This is a genomic window from Dickeya oryzae, from assembly GCF_020406815.2.
In the GTDB taxonomy this organism is placed as follows: Bacteria; Pseudomonadota; Gammaproteobacteria; order Enterobacterales; family Enterobacteriaceae; genus Dickeya; species Dickeya oryzae.
This window is the reverse complement of the sequence record NZ_CP162670.1, coordinates 1,517,693-1,534,096: the sequence shown is the minus strand read 5'-3', so window position 1 is coordinate 1,534,096 and position 16,404 is coordinate 1,517,693. Positions and strand designations below refer to the sequence as shown.

The window sequence follows — 16,404 nt, the reverse complement described above, 5'->3', positions numbered from 1 at the left end:
TATCAGCATCAGGCAACTGGCTCCCCAAAGGCGATGCGTACCCGCAGTCCACCCAATGACGGGCAATCCAGCAGTTGAAGCCGGGCGTGATGCCAGAGCGCGATATCCCTGACCAGCGCCAGCCCCAGCCCGGCGCCTGGTAAGCCGTGATGGTTATCCAGCCGGTGGAATGGCCTCATCGCCTGCGCGCGTTCCAGTGTCGGGATCCCCGGGCCACTGTCGTCGATCTCCAATTGCTGCGCCTGTACCCGAGCCGTCACCACGCCGCCTTGCGGTGTGTATTTCAGCGCATTATCCAGCAAGTTGGCGCACAATTCCGCCAGCAGTAGTGGTTCACCACGAATCAGGCAATGCTCATCGCCTTCATATCCCAGATCGATCTGTCGGCTGCGCGCCTGTGGCAGGCGGGAAAAGCAGGCATCCCGCACCAGATCAGCCAAATCCACGGTTTGCCAGATGTGTTCTTTGCTGTCTTGCGCTCTCAGGCGCGATAGCTGCAACAGACGATCGGTCAGTTGGATGGTATCGTCCAGCGTGGCACTCATGCCGGTCAGGCTGTCACGCCACTGCGCAGGCTGGGGGCTATTGAGCGCCACCCCCACTTGCGTTTTCAGCACTGCCAGCGGTGTTCTGAGTTGATGCGCGGCATCAGCGCCAAAACGCTCCTGCCGTTGAAGTACGCCTCTAAGCCTTGCCATATACCGGTTGAACGCCACCAGTAACGGCTGCATTTCAGACCAGGGTAATAACGGGGGCAACGGCGTCAAATCACCGGGCTCACGGCGCGCCATCACCCCAGACAGCTGGCGCAATGGCCGCAACAATTTACGAAACAGCAGCAGCACCAGTAGCAGCGCCAGCAACACCAATGCGCTTTGGCTAATCAAGGCAATCAGCCATTGCTGGTGCACAAAGGCCTCGCGGGAACGCAGCGTTTCCGCCACCAGAATCAGCACCATTCCTTCCACGTCAGACTCATTGACCGGTTGCCATAACGCCGCCACCCGGATAGCCCGGCCGTGATAATGCGCATCATAGAAATGGGCCAGCGCCGGATAATGCCGGGATAACGGGATACCACGCGGCAACGGTGGCAGGTCGTCATAACCAGAGAGCGTATTCCCCTGCGGGGTCAGGACCTGATAATACAGTTGGTCGTTCATGTTGCGCTCAAAGCTATCCAGCACCACCCAGGGGACATCCACCGCCAGTTGACCGTTGCGTACCGTCAATCGTTCAGCCACGGTACGTGCCGACGCCAACAGCGTGCGATCATAGGCCTGCGTCGCCGCCGCTTTGGCACTGTGGTAGTGGCTCCACACCGACAATGCCCACAGCAGCGCCATCGGCACACCGAGGTAGAGCATCAACTGGCCACGCAGCGAATTAACTTTCAGCATGATGGCATTCCAGGCTATATCCCAACCCACGCAACGTGACAATCATGACATCGCTGCCCGCCAGTTTTTTGCGGATACGGTGCACGTACAGATCGAGGCTATCCGTGCTGGCTTCATCGGCGAGTGTAAATACCTGTTCATACAGATACTGGCGTGATACTGGTCGCCCCCGGCGCTGCATCAACGTGTGCAGTACCGCCTGCTCACGCGGCGTCAGCGCCAGCGGTTTGTCCTGTAGCAGAAAGTAGCCTTCATCGTGCCAGCTCAGAGAACCCAGACGCTGCACATCCTGTATCTGCCCCTGACTACGCCGCAACAATGCCCGCAACCGTGCTTCCAGTTCAGCCAGTTCAAACGGCTTGGTCAGATAATCATCCGCGCCCAGATTCAGCCCTTTAACCCTGTCCGCCACACTGGCACGGGCCGTCAACAGCAGCACCGGCAAGTTCTGCCCGCGTTTACGTAACCGCGCCAGTAACGCCAGTCCATCCATGCGCGGCAATGACACATCCAGCACCATCAGCGTATAGGCTTCCTGCTGCAACAGATGATCCGCCGCCACACCATCGCCGACCAGATCCACGGCGAATCCCGCCTCGCTCAGGGCTTTTTTCAGCCAGTGCGCCAGCTCAGGATGATCCTCAACCAGTAAAAGTCGCATCACCGTCAGCCTTTATCCACATTGATTTCTCCTTTCATCAGCCGCTGGTGACCATTCTCCCTCAAGATCGGCCGTTTTTTTAAGCGACGGTAATCACATCCTGAATACATTTTCACTAACCGAAAGGTAACTGAAAGGTTACCTCATTAACAATCCCTCAACAGTCCCGTTCCGGGAATAATAAAAACAGGAAGAAATGACAATGAAAAAATACCTCGCCCTTTCCCTGCTGCTGTGCGGTTCGATTGCCACCGCCGAGACCAACCCGGCAACCGCACCGACACGAACCGAGTGCATCGCCCCCGCCAAGCCAGGCGGTGGATTTGATTTGACCTGTAAATTGCTGCAGATATCGCTGCAAGAGACCGGCACGCTCACTAGTCCGATGCGCGTCACCTACATGCCAGGGGGAGTCGGCGCGGTGGCGTATAACGCGATTGTGGCGCAACGGCCAGATGAACCCGGCACCGTGGTGGCCTTTTCCGGCGGTTCGCTGCTGAACCTGGCACAAGGTAAATTCGGACGCTATGGCGTCGATGATGTGAAATGGCTGGCGGCGGTCGGCACCGATTACGGCATGATCGCCGTGCGGGCCGATTCCCCTTATCAAACGCTGAAAGACCTGCTCGGTGCCATGCAGAAAAACCCAAGTCAGGTGGTGGTCGGTGCCGGGGCTTCTATCGGCAGCCAGGACTGGATGAAAACTGCGATGCTGGCGCGCCATGCTGGCATCAGTCCGCGCGACATGCGCTATGTGGCGTTTGAAGGCGGCGGTGAACCGCTGACCGCGATGTTGGGCGGACATGTGCAGGCGGTTTCCGGCGATATCAGCGAAATGGTGCCCCACCTGCAAGGCGGCAAGATTCGAGTACTGGCGGTATTTTCCGAGCAACGCCTGCCGGAGCCGCTGGCCAGCATCCCTACGGCTAAAGAGCAAGGCTACGATTTAGTCTGGCCAATCATTCGCGGCTTTTATCTCGGCCCCAAAGTGAGCGAGGCCAGCTACCAGTGGTGGGAACAAGCGTTCAAACATATCGCCACCACCGACGAATTCAAAAAGCAACGCGACCTGCGTGGACTGTTCGAGTTCAACCTGACCGGACAAGCGCTGGATGCCTACATCAAAAAGCAGGTCGCGGATTACCGCGAGCAGGCGAAGCTGTTTGGGTTAGCTAAATAGCTGAATGTCAGTCGCTAACACTAAATAGAGGAGAAACACATGATGAGCGATCGTCTGTTTGCCGGGGTCTGGTTGTTGCTGTGCCTGATTGGCCTGGTTATCGGCTGGGAAATCCAGAGCGAATACAGCTACGAGCCGGTTGGCCCACGCCCGTTTCCTGTCACGATTCTGGGGTTGATGGCGATGTGTGCCGTGTTAATGCTGCTGCGTAAACCTGATGCCCTCGTCTGGCCTTCCGCTGTGGTTCGTCAGCGCTTGTTGCTGCTGGTCATCATGCTGGCACTGTACGCCTGGCTGTTTGAACCGCTGGGCTTTCCGCTGACCACCGCATTGCTGGGTTGCGGTATCGGCATGTTGTTTGGCGCGGTGTGGTGGATGGCGGCGTTATCCGGCGCGGTCATGGGCATCTCACTATTTTACGCCTTCGATAAACTGCTCGACGTCACGCTGCCCGCTGGCGCGTGGCTCTAACCGGGAGACAGGTTCATGGATATCTGGTCTTTTCTGATGCAAGGTTTTGCGGTGGCGATGACGCCGCAAAACCTGATGATTGCGCTGATCGGCTGCTTTATCGGTACCGTTGTCGGGCTGTTGCCCGGTTTGGGCCCGATTAACGGTGTGGCGATTCTGATGCCGCTGGCTTTCGCGTTGAAACTGCCAGCGGAATCGGCGCTGATTCTGCTCGCGACGGTGTACCTCGGCTGTGAGTACGGCGGGCGTATTTCTTCCATTCTACTTAACGTCCCGGGCGATGCGGGGGCAATCATGACCGCCCTTGACGGCTACCCGATGGCGCAACAAGGGAAAGCGGGGGTGGCGCTGTCGATTTCCGCTGTCAGTTCGTTTGTCGGTTCCAGTATCGCGATCCTCGGTATCATTTTGTTTGCGCCGCTATTGGCTAACTGGTCACTGGCATTCGGCCCGGCGGAATACTTCGCGCTGATGGTGTTCGCCATCGCTTGCCTTGGCAGCATGATGAGTCACAATCCGCTGAAATCGTTTCTGGCCGCGCTGATCGGCTTATCGATGGCGACAGTCGGCGTGGACGCCAACACCGGGGTCTACCGCTTCACCTTCGACAGTGTCCATCTGTCAGATGGGATTCAGTTTGTGGTGGTGGTCATTGGCCTGTTTTCCGTGAGCGAAATCCTGTTGATGCTGGAACAAACCGGAAGCGGACAAAAGCTGACCAGGGCCACCGGACGCATGCTGTTTAACGTTCGCGAAGGCATGCAGTGCGTTGGGGCGACATTACGTTCCTCATTGCTGGGGTTCTTTGTCGGTATCCTGCCCGGTGCGGGGGCCACGATCGCCAGTGCCATGGCCTGGATGACGGAGAAAAAAATCAGCGGCAACAGCGACAGTTTTGGTAAAGGCGACATTCGTGGCGTGGCGGCACCGGAAGCGGCTAACAACGCCTCTGCCTGTGGTTCGTTTATCCCGATGCTGACGCTGGGTGTTCCCGGTTCGGGTACCACCGCGGTGATGATGGGCGCACTGACGCTGTACAACATTACGCCGGGGCCGGCCATGTTTACCGAACAACCGGATATCGTCTGGGGACTCATCGCGGCCATGCTGATCGGTAACCTGATGTTGTTACTGCTCAACCTGCCGATGATTGGCCTGTTTACCCGTATGCTGGCGATTCCGATGTGGTTTTTGGTACCGACGATTGCCGCGATTTCCGCCGTCGGTGTCTATGCCGTACACAGCACTACCTTTGACCTGTTACTGATGGTCGGGCTGGGGGTATTCGGCTACCTGCTACGCAAAATGCACTTCCCGATGTCGCCGCTGATCCTCGGCTTTGTGTTGGGTGAAATGCTGGAGCAGAACCTGCGCCGTGCGTTGTCCATTAGCAACGGCGGGTTATCCATCCTGTGGGAAGGGCACATCAGCCAGACGTTACTGGGGATGGCAGTGTTGATTCTGGTGGTACCGCCGGTATTGAAACGCTGGCGACATCGCCGTGCTCAGCTTCAGTCCGTCCCACGCACATAACACCACCGCTAATCTCTAACGCAGCACGTGGGTTCTTCACCCCGCGTGCTGCGTTGCCCACACTCAGTGCTGACGTCACGCCCATCCTGCGTTTTCTCGCCTTTTTGCCCTGCTTAACGAAATATTAACCGGTTCATACACCACGACTATCGGGAATACCGCACCGTTGTTATGATGACAATAGTTATGATCACAACAGCTGTGATGACAATAAACCTGCAGATAACACCGATCATGGTGATAACGTCATCAGGCTCTGGTGAAATCCGTCACGCGTCTACGGTAAGGAGAGCAGCATGCAACCGATCAGTAATCCCGGTAATGTTTCCCTGCCGGGAGAAAAAACGCTGGACCCCACGCTGTCAAAAACCGCGACATCCCAGACGGATGACCTTCCGTTAACGCTGGCACAACGAACCACGCTGGAAAAGCTGGTGACGCAGATTTCCACCCTGAGCGGTGCCAAACCCGCAGAAGTCTGGGCAACCGTGCGTGCAGAATTGGGTAACAAGAATAATGCGGAACTGCTCGCCAGCCAGTTTCCGGCCGCCGAACAAAGTTTGCAAAACCGGCTGAGCACGGTACAAAGTTCACAGGATACCCGCCAGTTGCTGCAACAATTGACCAGCCTGCTATCTCAGGGGAATAACCGTCAGGCGGCCAGTGACTTTATCCGCCAGCAGTTTGGTCACACCGTGTTAAGTTCACTGACGCCTTCACAACTGAAACTGGTGGTGACGCTGCTACAAAACGGCCTGTTGCCTCAGGCCGCCACTCTGTTGTCTACGGATGCTAACGCCACGTTGTCGCTTGGTCAAACGGCTAACGGGCAAACACTCCCGTTGGCACAAACGCCTACCGCGACCACAATCCCCTCCCCCTTGCCGCAAACCTCCCAGCAACTGGCGGCGATGTTACAAGCGGGCGTGGCACCAGGCGGGTTGGGTGCTAATACCTCAACAGCCGCCTTGCTGGACCGCGCCTTATTACCCGCAGAACACAACCAGCTCAACCAGTTGGTTGCCAAACTGGTTGCTCTGAGTGGTGAATCGCCCGCTAAAGTCTGGCATACGCTGATGGACATGCAGGGGTTAAAAATCGGCGACCCGATACCGGCGAAGAATTTTCACGTGTTAAGTCAGTTCATTAACACACAAAGCGCACTGCTACAGCAGCACATTCCGACCACGTTGCAGACGTTACAGGCGGCGCTAAAGCAACCGCTCGACCAACAAGAGCAGCAACTGTTGCAGGATTTCACCCGTAATACCCTGAACCTCACGCTGCAAATGCCGCTCACCCCTTCGCAGGTTAGCGATGTGGTGGCCTTTCTGTACCGGCGGCGGTTGCAACAGATACAAGACACCACCACCACACCGATGCAGCCGTTTATCAACCCACTGATCATGGCTTTGCCACAGGAGTGGCGGGCGCTGGTCAATAAACCTATCGGTCTGGCGTTAGTCGCCGCTGTGGTCGTGGCGTTGCTGATGTGGGTAGTACTCTAACTGTGGTAGTGCTCTAACGCGTCACAACACCAAAGAAAGGCAGGCGTTGGGGATAGACGGTCAGCCAGTTTCAGGCAAAAAAATACCGGGCAAGCCCGGTATTGTTACGCAATGACAAGGTTCTGGCGTTTACTGTGCGTATTTACGCATCACCAGCACCGCGTTGGTACCGCCGAAGCCGAAGCCGTTGGACATCACTGTTGTCAGCTCGCGCTCAGTCGGCTCAGTCACCACGTTCATGCCCACAGCCTGCTCGTCGAGTGTTTCAACGTTAATGCTTGGCGCGATGAAACCGTGCTCCAGCATCAGTAGTGAATAAATGGCTTCCTGAACACCAGCCGCACCCAGTGAGTGACCGGTCATCGCTTTGGTAGAAGAGATAGGCGGTACGTTGTCGCCGAACACCTGGCGGATAGCCCACAGTTCTTTTACATCACCCACCGGCGTTGACGTACCATGCGTATTGATGTAATCCACCGGCGTATCGACATCCTGCAGCGCCAGCTTCATGCAGCGTACCGCGCCTTCGCCTGACGGTGCGACCATGTCGGCACCATCGGAGGTAGCGCCGTAGCCAATCACTTCTGCGTAGATGTGCGCCCCACGCGCCAGCGCGTGTTCCAGCTCTTCCACTACCACCATACCGCCGCCGCCAGCAATCACGAAACCATCGCGATCAGCGTCATAAGTACGGGAAGCGTGCGTCGGCGTTTCGTTATACTTGGTGGACAACGCGCCCATGGCGTCAAACTCGCACGCCAGTTCCCAGCACAACTCTTCGCCACCACCAGCAAACACGATGTCCTGTTTGCCCATCTGAATCTGCTCAACGGCGTTACCGATACAATGTGCGGAGGTCGCACAAGCAGAACTGATGGAGTAGTTCACGCCCTGAATTTTGAACGGCGTGGCCAGACAGGCGGAAACCGCAGAACCCATCGCCTTGGTCACGACGTAAGGGCCAACAGCTTTCAGAGCACGCGGGCTGCGCATAGCATCAGCGCCAAACACCTGAGAACGCGCAGAACCGCCGGAACCGGCGATCAAACCAACACGCGGATTGTGCTGATATTGCTCTTCCGACAGGCCAGAATCCTTGATGGCTTCTTCCATGCTCAGATAAGCGTAAATGGAAGCATCGCTCATGAAACGCACGATCTTACGCTCAATCAGGCCTGCTGTATCTAACTTGACATTACCCCAGACGTGACTGCGCATGCCGGAATCTTTCAGCTCTTGAGAGAATGTTATGCCAGAACGGCCTTCACGCAGGGATGCCAGCACTTCTTCTTTGTTATTACCGATACTGGACAGGATCCCCAGACCCGTAATCACCGCACGTTTCATGCAATACCTCTTCCGCTTGTAGAGTTTGGATTTAGCTCCGCACTTTAGCGTACAGTTGTAAGCTGAACAAGTCCGATCAGACTAACTTTTCTCAAATTTGCGACTTAATAAACCACTCGTTAGAATCGCGCCATCGCCTGAATAATGAGTTAGTTGTCGTGACAAGCCCTTCCATCCAGCATGCGGACCTTAACTGGAACGCTCAGGGTACACCTGTATCGCAACAATTTGATGACGTCTATTTTTCCAACCAGGATGGTCTGGCGGAAACTCGCTATGTCTTTTTACAGGGCAATGGGTTTCCACAGCGTTTCCTTCATCATGCAGGCCCGGTCTGTACCGTGGCGGAAACGGGTTTTGGCACGGGGCTAAATTTCCTGACCTTGTGGCAGGCATTCATACAATTTCGCCAGCAACAGCCGGATGCCGCATTACAACGCCTGCACTTCATCAGTTTTGAGAAATTCCCGCTGCGCCAGTCAGACCTTGCCGCCGCGCACGCCAGCTGGCCGGAGCTGGCACCGTTCGCCGAGGAATTACGCCAGCACTGGCCACTGGCGCTACCCGGCTGCCATCGGCTGATTCTGGCAGAGGGGCGCATCACGCTGGATTTGTGGTTCGGCGATGTCAACACCCTGCTGCCAACGCTGGACCACAGCCTGACACGCCATGTCGACGCCTGGTTTTTGGATGGGTTTGCGCCGGCCAAAAACCCGGACATGTGGACCGATGCGTTGTTTAACGCGATGGCTCGTCTGTGCCGAACCGGGGGCACCTTCGCTACTTTCACCGCCGCCGGTTTTGTTCGCCGGGGTCTGCAACAGGCCGGGTTTCAGGTCAGTAAAATTAAAGGATTCGGGCAGAAGCGGGAAATGCTGTGCGGCACCGTGTCACACAGTACTGAACCGTTACACCCTACGCCCTGGTATGCACGCCCGGCGGCCACCAGCCCGCAGGAGGTGGCCATCGTCGGCGGTGGCATTGCCGCCGTACTCACCGCGCTCGCCCTGCTGCGACGAGGCGCACAGGTCACGCTGTATTGCGCCGACGAGCAGGTGGGGCAACGCGCCTCCGGCAATCGCCAGGGGGCACTCTATCCGCTGTTGAACGACAAGCAGGATGCCTTGTCAGGGTTCTTCGCCGCTGCGTTTGGCTTCGCCCGTCGCTGCTATGACGACCTCGCTGCACAAGGCGTGGCGTTTGAACATGACTGGTGTGGCGTCAGCCAACTGGCCTACGATGAAAAAAGCACGCGTAAGATAACACAGATTCTGGCGGGCAACTGGCCCGATACGTTGGTGCGACCGGTTGATGCCCACGCTCTGGCCGAGCAGGCAGGTGTCGCATTGCACACCCACGGTATCACCTACCCGCAAGGCGGCTGGCTGTGCCCATCCGAGCTGACCGCCTCCGCCTGCGCGCTCGCGTGTCGGCAGGGTCTTCAGGTGCATTTATCGACCGGTGTAACGACACTCACGCACACCGACAACGGCTGGCAATTGACACTGGCAGATGGGCGGCAGGTGCAGCATGCCACGGTAGTACTGGCAAACGGCCATCAGATAAACGACTGGGAACACACGCGCCACCTGCCCGTTTATGCGGTACGTGGTCAGGTCAGCCACATTCCTGACACCCCGGCGCTGTCTGCGTTGCGCCAGGTACTGTGCTATGACGGTTACCTGACGCCGGTGAGCCCGCGTCACCAGACACACTGTATCGGTGCCAGTTATCACCGTGGCGACACCGACACCGACTACCGTGAGACCGATCAACAGCAAAACCGTCAGCGGCTGATTGACTGCCTGCCCGACTGTGACTGGCCGACGTCGATAGACATCTCCGGGCAACAGGCTCGATGCGGCGTGCGCTGCGCCATCCGTGATCATCTACCACTGCTTGGTCAGGTACCGGATTATCACCAAACGTTGGCGGAATATCAGCACCTGCAAGAGCAGCTTGCTGCTGGCTCCGCAGTGAAAACGGCGCCATCCTGGCCGAATCTCTATCTGATTGGCGCGCTCGGGTCGCGCGGCTTATGCTCTGCGCCACTGGCGGCTGAGATCCTGGCCTCGCAATTGTTTGGCGAACCGCTACCGCTGGCAAGTGATACGCTGGCAGCGCTGCACCCCAATCGTTTTTGGGTGAGAAAATTGCTCAAAGGCAAAAGCCCGATACCCGCGAGTGCAGAATAGCCGACCACAAGACGCGGGCTGCTGTGACTTCGAAGGACAACACGGCCCGATTATCGTGCGCGACAGTGCAAAGATGATAAGCCCATTGCTATGTAGCATCAGTGATGTTGTGTAGCATCGCTGATATATAGCTCGATGGGCCTCTATACCCGGTTGAAATTCTCACGCCGCCACCACAAACCACCACTCATAAGATCTCCTACCATTAATACGGCATGACGCACTGATGCTCATGAGTGTTTTATTTTTCTTTTCATTTAGTTAGCTACGCAAACGTTTTCTTCCCTGCAGGGTGTTGATAGGGATTACGAATGATTTTGACGATCAATAACGCTATATCGATATGGAAAGCATATCAATTATTTCACATTGAATGGTTTTTTCGATCAAAATTATCAAGACACCGGTTTCAATGCCGATAACAGCTAATGAATCACGTGTTGTCGGTGGCCTATCTGGCGCAGGCACGCCACGATTCAGCACACGCTTTACACCATGAGCTGTATTCCAAAAGTTCGGGTTGCAGAACCCAATCTGGCATTTTCATCACGACTCCCCCACTGCACTTTCAGCCTGGGACACGTGATGATCATTACGACGTAGTGGCACGGTAGCCCTTCTGACAATAACGTCAATCAAGCGACGAGAAAAAGCGACGCGGTCTATCGCACCAATATTGAACACCGCGTACCACGACCCCACAGGGCGACGCCCGTGAAGGGGCAAAATAATAAAGCCAGTACACCTGCAATCTGACGCATCACAGGAATAAAACGGAGAGGTTATGAATATTACGCAACGCCTGTTACTAACGTTTTCGCTGCTATCTCTGGCACTTATCGCACTGGTTGTGATTACCCTGTCATTGTTATCCGGCTTTCAAGCTCGCGCCGACTATATGCAGGATAATGCTGTCGCCAGTATTAAGGACCTGAATAACGCCGTGGATAAAAGCAACGCTCTGGGGCTTTTTCTCTACCGTTATCAAACCACGCCAGACAGCAGTAAATTACCCGGTATAGAACAAAGCATTAATCAAACCCTTGAGGATATCAAGTCACTCAATGACTACTATATGAAGAATGATATCTCCAATGATGAAGACAAAGCGCTGGCCCTCGCTGCAATGGACAATGCCAAAAAATTGCAGTCGGCGTTACCGCCCTTTTTGACAGCGGCAAAATCCAATCAGAAAGATCTCTCTTTGGGTATGCTGCAAGGCGAGGGGGGAGTCGGTGAAGCCCTGCGCAACATCCTCACCACCTACCGTAAACAGGTCGATTTGAATGTCAAAATCGGCGATGAACTGCGCCAGACGAACACCCGCATTTATAACCAGAGCTGGATAAGCCTATTAAGTGGTGCGCTGTTGACACTGTTGCTGACCAGCTTCCTGGCGATCAAAACGATTTTGAGCATTCGCAACAGCCTCAGCAACATGAGCCAGGTGATGGAAACAGCCAGTACAACACTGGATTTAACGCTCAAAGCGGACGACCAGCGTAAAGATGAAATCGGCATCACCGCACGGGCGTTCAATGCGCTGATGCAGCGTGTCGCCAGCACACTGGCTTCCGTCAGTGTTTCTGCGCAATCGGTTGGCAGCGCCGCAACGCAAATCGCTGCCGGTAACGAAGACCTCTCTTCCCGCACGGAACAGCAGGCCGCCTCGCTTGAAGAAACCGCCGCCAGCATGACGGAAATTAGTGAAACCGTGCGTCAGAATGCGGAAAACACGCAACAGGCCAGCATGCTGGCAGGCAATGCCAGCCAGATATCCGTCAGCAGCGCCGACGCGGTCACGACCATGCTTGATACCATGGATAAGATCCGCACCAGCGGCAGTAAAGTCACCGATATTATCGCCCTGATTGAAGGCATCGCGTTTCAAACCAATATTCTGGCATTGAACGCTGCCGTGGAAGCCGCTCGTGCCGGGGAACAAGGGCGTGGATTCGCGGTTGTTGCCGGTGAAGTGCGTACGCTGGCACAACGCTCCTCTACCGCAGCGCGTGAAATCAAGGACTTGATTGATACCTCCAACGCCCTGATCCTGACCGGTGCCGAGCAGGCAGGCGATGTGGGCAAAAAAATGTCGTCCATGAAAGAGGCCATTCAGCAAGTCACCGACCTGATGAGTGAAATCTCTGCCGCCACCGAAGAGCAAAGCAAAGGAATTGACCAGGTGCATCAGGCCGTCAATCAGATGGATGATGTCACGCAACAAAACGCCTCGCTGGTGGAAGAAGCCTCGGCGGCATCGCAATCCTTGCAGGAACAAGCGCTGATCTTAAACCAACTGGTGGGGCAGTTTACCGTCGGTCATCATGCGGCGGCGGCACTGGCTGCCAGTGGCACGCCATCAGCCCCCGCGCCACGCCTTCTGTCACCCACCAAAAAGCGTGTCGCCACCGCCGGGGAAACAAGTTGGGAAAGTTTCTGATAACCGACGCTTTCCATTATCAACGTTTTGATTAACGTGGGGTTTCCACCCGCCTGAAATCCATCGCATCAGAGCCTGCTCTGGTGCGATGGACCGGTATCCACCGCAGATAACCGGTTAAGAACCTCTCCCAACCGGTGTAATCGATGCCGCATGCACACGTCATCCATAACGGTTAAGTGCGCGCAAATTGATGCACCAGCCAGAGGCAAGATGGCGAGAAAATTGCTTATTGGGATAAGGTTCTATAACACAATAAGGAAAACAACCATTATGCACTGCGACAAAGACAATATGCACTGCGACGAACACGACAGGGAAAACAGGGACAACCATGCGTTACTGGTTGATGAATTTGAACAGCTCACGGCCTTGCTGGCGCAGTTGCTTAACAGCGATTACCGATCGTTCGAGAGTTATCTCAACAATTGCCGCCACGTGAGCTTACGGCAGATTGCGATCAGCAAGATGCTTACTAAACCGACATTCGAACATTATTTGCAGCAGCATGATGCCGCGCTCTATTACAACATCAACAGTATTGGTATTGCATTACGGCTGTTTGAAAACCTGCTCATCAATATTCGAACGCTGTCTGATGTGGAGCGCTTTTGCTAGCTAGATAGACAGATAGATAGTGCAGGACGCCATTAATAAGCCCCTTCACCACGAAGAACCGTCAGCCATCCGTACTATCAGGCCGACGGTTTTACAGCGCAGAGATCTTTTTCTCTGGGCGCATATCGAAGGGAGACCCTGACAGCCTCCCCTGCGATGGCCCTTTATGCCGGAGTGGACTCCAGATGTTTTGTCCGCTGCCAGCTTGGTGTGTCAGCAAGGCGCGCCACATAACGGGCAAGATGAGGATACTGCTGCCCCAAATTAAACCGCTCTGTGACCAATTGCACCACGAACCCCAGCATAAAATCGGCCCCGGTCAGGCACTGCCCGACAATGAACTCGCGTGAAGCAAGGTAATTGTCCAGATAAGAAAATACCTTTGTGAATTCCGTGTCAGCATAGTCATCCAGAAAATGCAGTGTCTGGCCGCTTTTCTTCTCAAACTGGTTAAATACTTTCAGTAACACCGGCAACATGGCAGAGCTTTCTGCAAAATGGATCCATTGCAGATACTCGACATAGCTCTCGTCCTGTTCGTCAGGTGCCAGATGTGGCGCGTATCGACGAATGATGTACTCCACAATCGCCCCTGACTCGGCAATCACCTTGCCATCAATCTCAACCACCGGTGATTTACCCAACGGGTGAATAGCCTTCAGTTCTTCCGGTGCCAGTTGTGTCTGCGGATTGCGCTGATAGCGGATCAGCTCATAAGGAAGCTGTGCCTCTTCAAGCAACCAGAGGATGCGCGTAGAGCGCGATTCATTCAGATGATGTAGCTTTATGACCATGCTGCCGATTTCCTTTTTAGCCAATTAAGCCAGTTGCTTTAACAATGCGTGGGCGACCGCTTCCGAGCTGGCCGGGTTCTGACCGGTTACCAGCTTACCGTCTTCCACCAGATAGGGGTGCCAGTCAGGGCCTTTGCTATATTCACCGCCCAGTTTTTGAAACTCGTCTTCAATCAAAAACGGAACCACATCGGTTAATTCCACCGCGGCTTCTTCCGAATTGGTAAACCCGGTTACCCGACGGCCTTTGATCAGCGGCTCACCATTAGCGGCTTTGACATGGCGCAATACGCCAGGTGCATGACACACGAAGCCGATAGGTTTCCCCGCCCGTTCGAACGCTTCGATAAGCGCAATCGAGGTGGCTGACTCGGCCAGATCCCACAACGGGCCATGCCCACCGGGATAAAATACCGTGTCGAAATCCTCCATGCGGACGCTGTCCAGTGTTACCGTCGATGCCAGTGCCTGCTGAGCGGCAGGGTCAGCTTTGAAACGATGGGTCAGTTCAGTTTGAAAGTCCGGCAAATCGCTTTTCGGATCCAGTGGTGGCTGCCCACCTGCCGGCGACGCCAGAACAATCTCGGTACCCGCATCTTTAAACACATAGTAAGGTGCGGCAAACTCTTCGAGCCAGAAACCGGTTTTTTTACCCGTATTTCCCAGTTGATCGTGGGATGTTAATACCATCAATACTTTCATTGTCATTCTCCTCACATCACCTTTTATTTCGCGGGTGCTTTTACGTTAACCGTTAAAAAACATTGCTCGTTCAAATACATGAACCGTTCAGAATTAGCCTTTCAGAAACGCTTCAAGCTGAGACAATTTATCGCTGTAGGGTGCTCGCAGGCGCAGACTGGATGTCCCCTCTTCATTCTGGATCACTATCGGTTTGTCGTGGCTAAAACGGCGAAAACCGTGAATGCCGTGGTACGCCCCCATACCGGAAGCCCCGACGCCACCAAACGGCAGCGCATCGATACTGGCATGCGTCATCACGTCATTAATCACCAGCGCCCCAGACGTGGTACGTTCTGCGAATGTGGTTTGCCGCTCAGCCTGCTGACCAAAGTAATACGCCGCTAACGGACGAGGATGGGCATTGATATACGCTATCGCCTCCTCCTGTGACGCACAGGTGCGTATCGGCAGCAGCGGCCCGAAAATTTCTTCCTGCATGATGTGCATGTTATCGGTAGCATTCAGTACCAGATGTGGCGCGATTTTGCGCGATGCGGCATCCATGTCCGGTTCACCCGATGGCGCAAGGCTCACCAGTGTCGCCCCTTTGCTTGCCGCATCAGCTAACAGCGCGATCAGGCGCTCATAGTGCCGCGGCGAAATGATGGCAGTATAGTCCGGGTTGTGTTGAAGCGTCGGAAATGCCTGCGTCATAAACGCTTTGCTGGCATGAACAAAGGCGTCAATCTGCGCGTCCTGCAACAGGACATAATCCGGAGACAGGCAAATCTGCCCGGCATTGAAGGTTTTCACCGTCAGGGTACGCTGCGCGGCCAGACTGATATCGGCGTCATGGTCGATAACCACCGGTGATTTGCCCCCCAGCTCCAGCGTCACCGGCACCAGATTTTCTGCGGCAGCACGCATGACATGACGCCCGACAGCAGAACTGCCAGTAAAGACCAGATGATCAAACGGCAGGCTACTGAACGCCGCGCCGATGGTGGCATCCCCCAGCACCACTTCCAGCTCCAGTGGGTCAAAGTAGCGTGCGATAAGTTCAGCCAGCAATTCGGAGGTGGCAGGTGTCAGCTCGGAAGGTTTGAGCATGGCGGTGTTACCAGCGGCAAAGACACCAGCCAGCGGGCCAAACGCCAGATTGATGGGAAAATTCCATGGGCTTATCACCCCAACAACGCCCAGTGGCTGGCGCTGTATCCAACTTTGCATTCCCGGCATCGGGCTGTCGACACACTCCGGCTGCATCCACTTCTCAACGTGCTCTGCGGAATGCTCCAGCGTTTTTACGGTTGTCGCCATATCCGCCACCAGCGACTGATAGCGGCTGCGATGACCAAAATCCGCACTCATCGCCTTGCTGAGCGATTCATAATTTTCCCGAATCAGCTGAGCACTGCGTACCAACCGGTCACGACGCAGCGCCGCATCGGCAGGCCCATTGGCAAGGTGGGCATTCTTCATGGTCTGCAGTATCGCTTTTAAATCGTTGCTTGTTTGTACTAATGACACCGTAGTCGCTCCTTAAAAAGGGGATGCCGTCTTTTCCACC

General features: G+C 55.3%; 13 protein-coding genes. 7 read left to right on the top strand and 6 right to left on the bottom strand.

Features of this window, described 5'->3' with window-relative positions; translation table 11 throughout:
• Window positions 1–8 precede the first annotated feature (8 nt).
• Both LF929_RS06655 and tctD read right to left on the bottom strand, forming a co-directional pair.
• The gene (locus LF929_RS06655; RefSeq protein ID WP_226093327.1) at window positions 9–1,400 is read right to left on the bottom strand and encodes a sensor histidine kinase; all 1,392 of its coding nucleotides are present in this window, start codon (window positions 1,398–1,400) and stop codon (window positions 9–11) included.
• Window positions 1,387–2,061 carry a transcriptional regulator TctD gene (gene tctD, locus LF929_RS06650; protein WP_168366063.1) on the bottom strand — a complete coding sequence of 225 codons (675 nt, stop codon included), beginning with the start codon at window positions 2,059–2,061 and terminating at the stop codon, window positions 1,387–1,389. Before tctD ends, LF929_RS06655 begins: the two co-directional genes overlap by 14 nt.
• Window positions 2,062–2,257: 196 nt before the next feature.
• Here tctD and LF929_RS06645 point away from each other — a divergent pair, with 196 nt between their 5' ends.
• The 4 genes from LF929_RS06645 to flk all read left to right on the top strand — a co-directional run bounded on the left by LF929_RS06645 (window position 2,258) and on the right by flk (window position 6,753).
• On the top strand, window positions 2,258–3,241 hold the full coding sequence (locus tag LF929_RS06645; protein WP_016941115.1) for a tripartite tricarboxylate transporter substrate binding protein: 984 nt from the start codon (window positions 2,258–2,260) through the stop codon (window positions 3,239–3,241).
• A 42-nt stretch (window positions 3,242–3,283) separates the two neighbouring features.
• Window positions 3,284–3,712 (top strand): tripartite tricarboxylate transporter TctB family protein, encoded by a 429-nt coding sequence (locus tag LF929_RS06640; RefSeq protein WP_038906413.1) that lies wholly within the window; start codon window positions 3,284–3,286, stop codon window positions 3,710–3,712.
• A 15-nt stretch (window positions 3,713–3,727) separates the two neighbouring features.
• Entirely contained in the window at window positions 3,728–5,245 is a 1,518-nt protein-coding gene (locus LF929_RS06635) for a tripartite tricarboxylate transporter permease (RefSeq protein WP_016941117.1), read from the top strand.
• 296 nt (window positions 5,246–5,541) lie between these two features.
• Window positions 5,542–6,753, top strand: coding sequence for a flagella biosynthesis regulator Flk (gene flk / locus LF929_RS06630; RefSeq protein WP_226093328.1), 1,212 nt, complete (start codon window positions 5,542–5,544; stop codon window positions 6,751–6,753).
• 129 nt (window positions 6,754–6,882) lie between these two features.
• Here flk and fabB read toward each other — a convergent pair whose 3' ends face one another.
• Window positions 6,883–8,100 (bottom strand): beta-ketoacyl-ACP synthase I, encoded by a 1,218-nt coding sequence (gene fabB / locus LF929_RS06625; protein ID WP_038908559.1) that lies wholly within the window; start codon window positions 8,098–8,100, stop codon window positions 6,883–6,885.
• A 158-nt stretch (window positions 8,101–8,258) separates the two neighbouring features.
• Here fabB and mnmC point away from each other — a divergent pair, with 158 nt between their 5' ends.
• From mnmC to LF929_RS06610, 3 genes are all read left to right on the top strand, one after another.
• The gene (gene mnmC, locus LF929_RS06620; RefSeq protein ID WP_226093329.1) at window positions 8,259–10,295 is read left to right on the top strand and encodes a bifunctional tRNA (5-methylaminomethyl-2-thiouridine)(34)-methyltransferase MnmD/FAD-dependent 5-carboxymethylaminomethyl-2-thiouridine(34) oxidoreductase MnmC; all 2,037 of its coding nucleotides are present in this window, start codon (window positions 8,259–8,261) and stop codon (window positions 10,293–10,295) included.
• A 784-nt stretch (window positions 10,296–11,079) separates the two neighbouring features.
• Window positions 11,080–12,738, top strand: coding sequence for a methyl-accepting chemotaxis protein (locus LF929_RS06615; RefSeq protein WP_210176490.1), 1,659 nt, complete (start codon window positions 11,080–11,082; stop codon window positions 12,736–12,738).
• A gap of 273 nt (window positions 12,739–13,011) precedes the next feature.
• The gene (locus LF929_RS06610) at window positions 13,012–13,356 is read left to right on the top strand and encodes a hypothetical protein (protein WP_226093330.1); all 345 of its coding nucleotides are present in this window, start codon (window positions 13,012–13,014) and stop codon (window positions 13,354–13,356) included.
• A gap of 164 nt (window positions 13,357–13,520) precedes the next feature.
• Here LF929_RS06610 and LF929_RS06605 read toward each other — a convergent pair whose 3' ends face one another.
• From LF929_RS06605 to LF929_RS06595, 3 genes are all read right to left on the bottom strand, one after another.
• Entirely contained in the window at window positions 13,521–14,150 is a 630-nt protein-coding gene (locus LF929_RS06605) for a glutathione S-transferase family protein (RefSeq protein WP_210176491.1), read from the bottom strand.
• A gap of 24 nt (window positions 14,151–14,174) precedes the next feature.
• Window positions 14,175–14,852, bottom strand: a complete 678-nt coding sequence (locus tag LF929_RS06600) for a type 1 glutamine amidotransferase domain-containing protein (RefSeq protein ID WP_038908564.1) — start codon at window positions 14,850–14,852, stop codon at window positions 14,175–14,177.
• Between the two features lie 93 nt (window positions 14,853–14,945).
• Window positions 14,946–16,364, bottom strand: a complete 1,419-nt coding sequence (locus LF929_RS06595) for a coniferyl aldehyde dehydrogenase (protein WP_226093331.1) — start codon at window positions 16,362–16,364, stop codon at window positions 14,946–14,948.
• Window positions 16,365–16,404: the final 40 nt, after the last annotated feature.

Bases quoted from the DNA above. Each gene is read 5' to 3' on its own strand.
- LF929_RS06655 (WP_226093327.1), bottom strand. From the start codon at position 1,400: ATGCTGAAAGTTAATTCGCTGCGTGGCCAGTTGATGCTCTACCTCGGT.
- tctD (WP_168366063.1), bottom strand. From the start codon at position 2,061: ATGCGACTTTTACTGGTTGAGGATCATCCTGAGCTGGCGCACTGGCTG.
- LF929_RS06645 (WP_016941115.1), top strand. From the start codon at position 2,258: ATGACAATGAAAAAATACCTCGCCCTTTCCCTGCTGCTGTGCGGTTCG.
- LF929_RS06640 (WP_038906413.1), top strand. From the start codon at position 3,284: ATGAGCGATCGTCTGTTTGCCGGGGTCTGGTTGTTGCTGTGCCTGATT.
- LF929_RS06635 (WP_016941117.1), top strand. From the start codon at position 3,728: ATGGATATCTGGTCTTTTCTGATGCAAGGTTTTGCGGTGGCGATGACG.
- flk (WP_226093328.1), top strand. From the start codon at position 5,542: ATGCAACCGATCAGTAATCCCGGTAATGTTTCCCTGCCGGGAGAAAAA.
- fabB (WP_038908559.1), bottom strand. From the start codon at position 8,100: ATGAAACGTGCGGTGATTACGGGTCTGGGGATCCTGTCCAGTATCGGT.
- LF929_RS06615 (WP_210176490.1), top strand. From the start codon at position 11,080: ATGAATATTACGCAACGCCTGTTACTAACGTTTTCGCTGCTATCTCTG.
- LF929_RS06610 (WP_226093330.1), top strand. From the start codon at position 13,012: ATGCACTGCGACAAAGACAATATGCACTGCGACGAACACGACAGGGAA.
- LF929_RS06605 (WP_210176491.1), bottom strand. From the start codon at position 14,150: ATGGTCATAAAGCTACATCATCTGAATGAATCGCGCTCTACGCGCATC.
- LF929_RS06600 (WP_038908564.1), bottom strand. From the start codon at position 14,852: ATGAAAGTATTGATGGTATTAACATCCCACGATCAACTGGGAAATACG.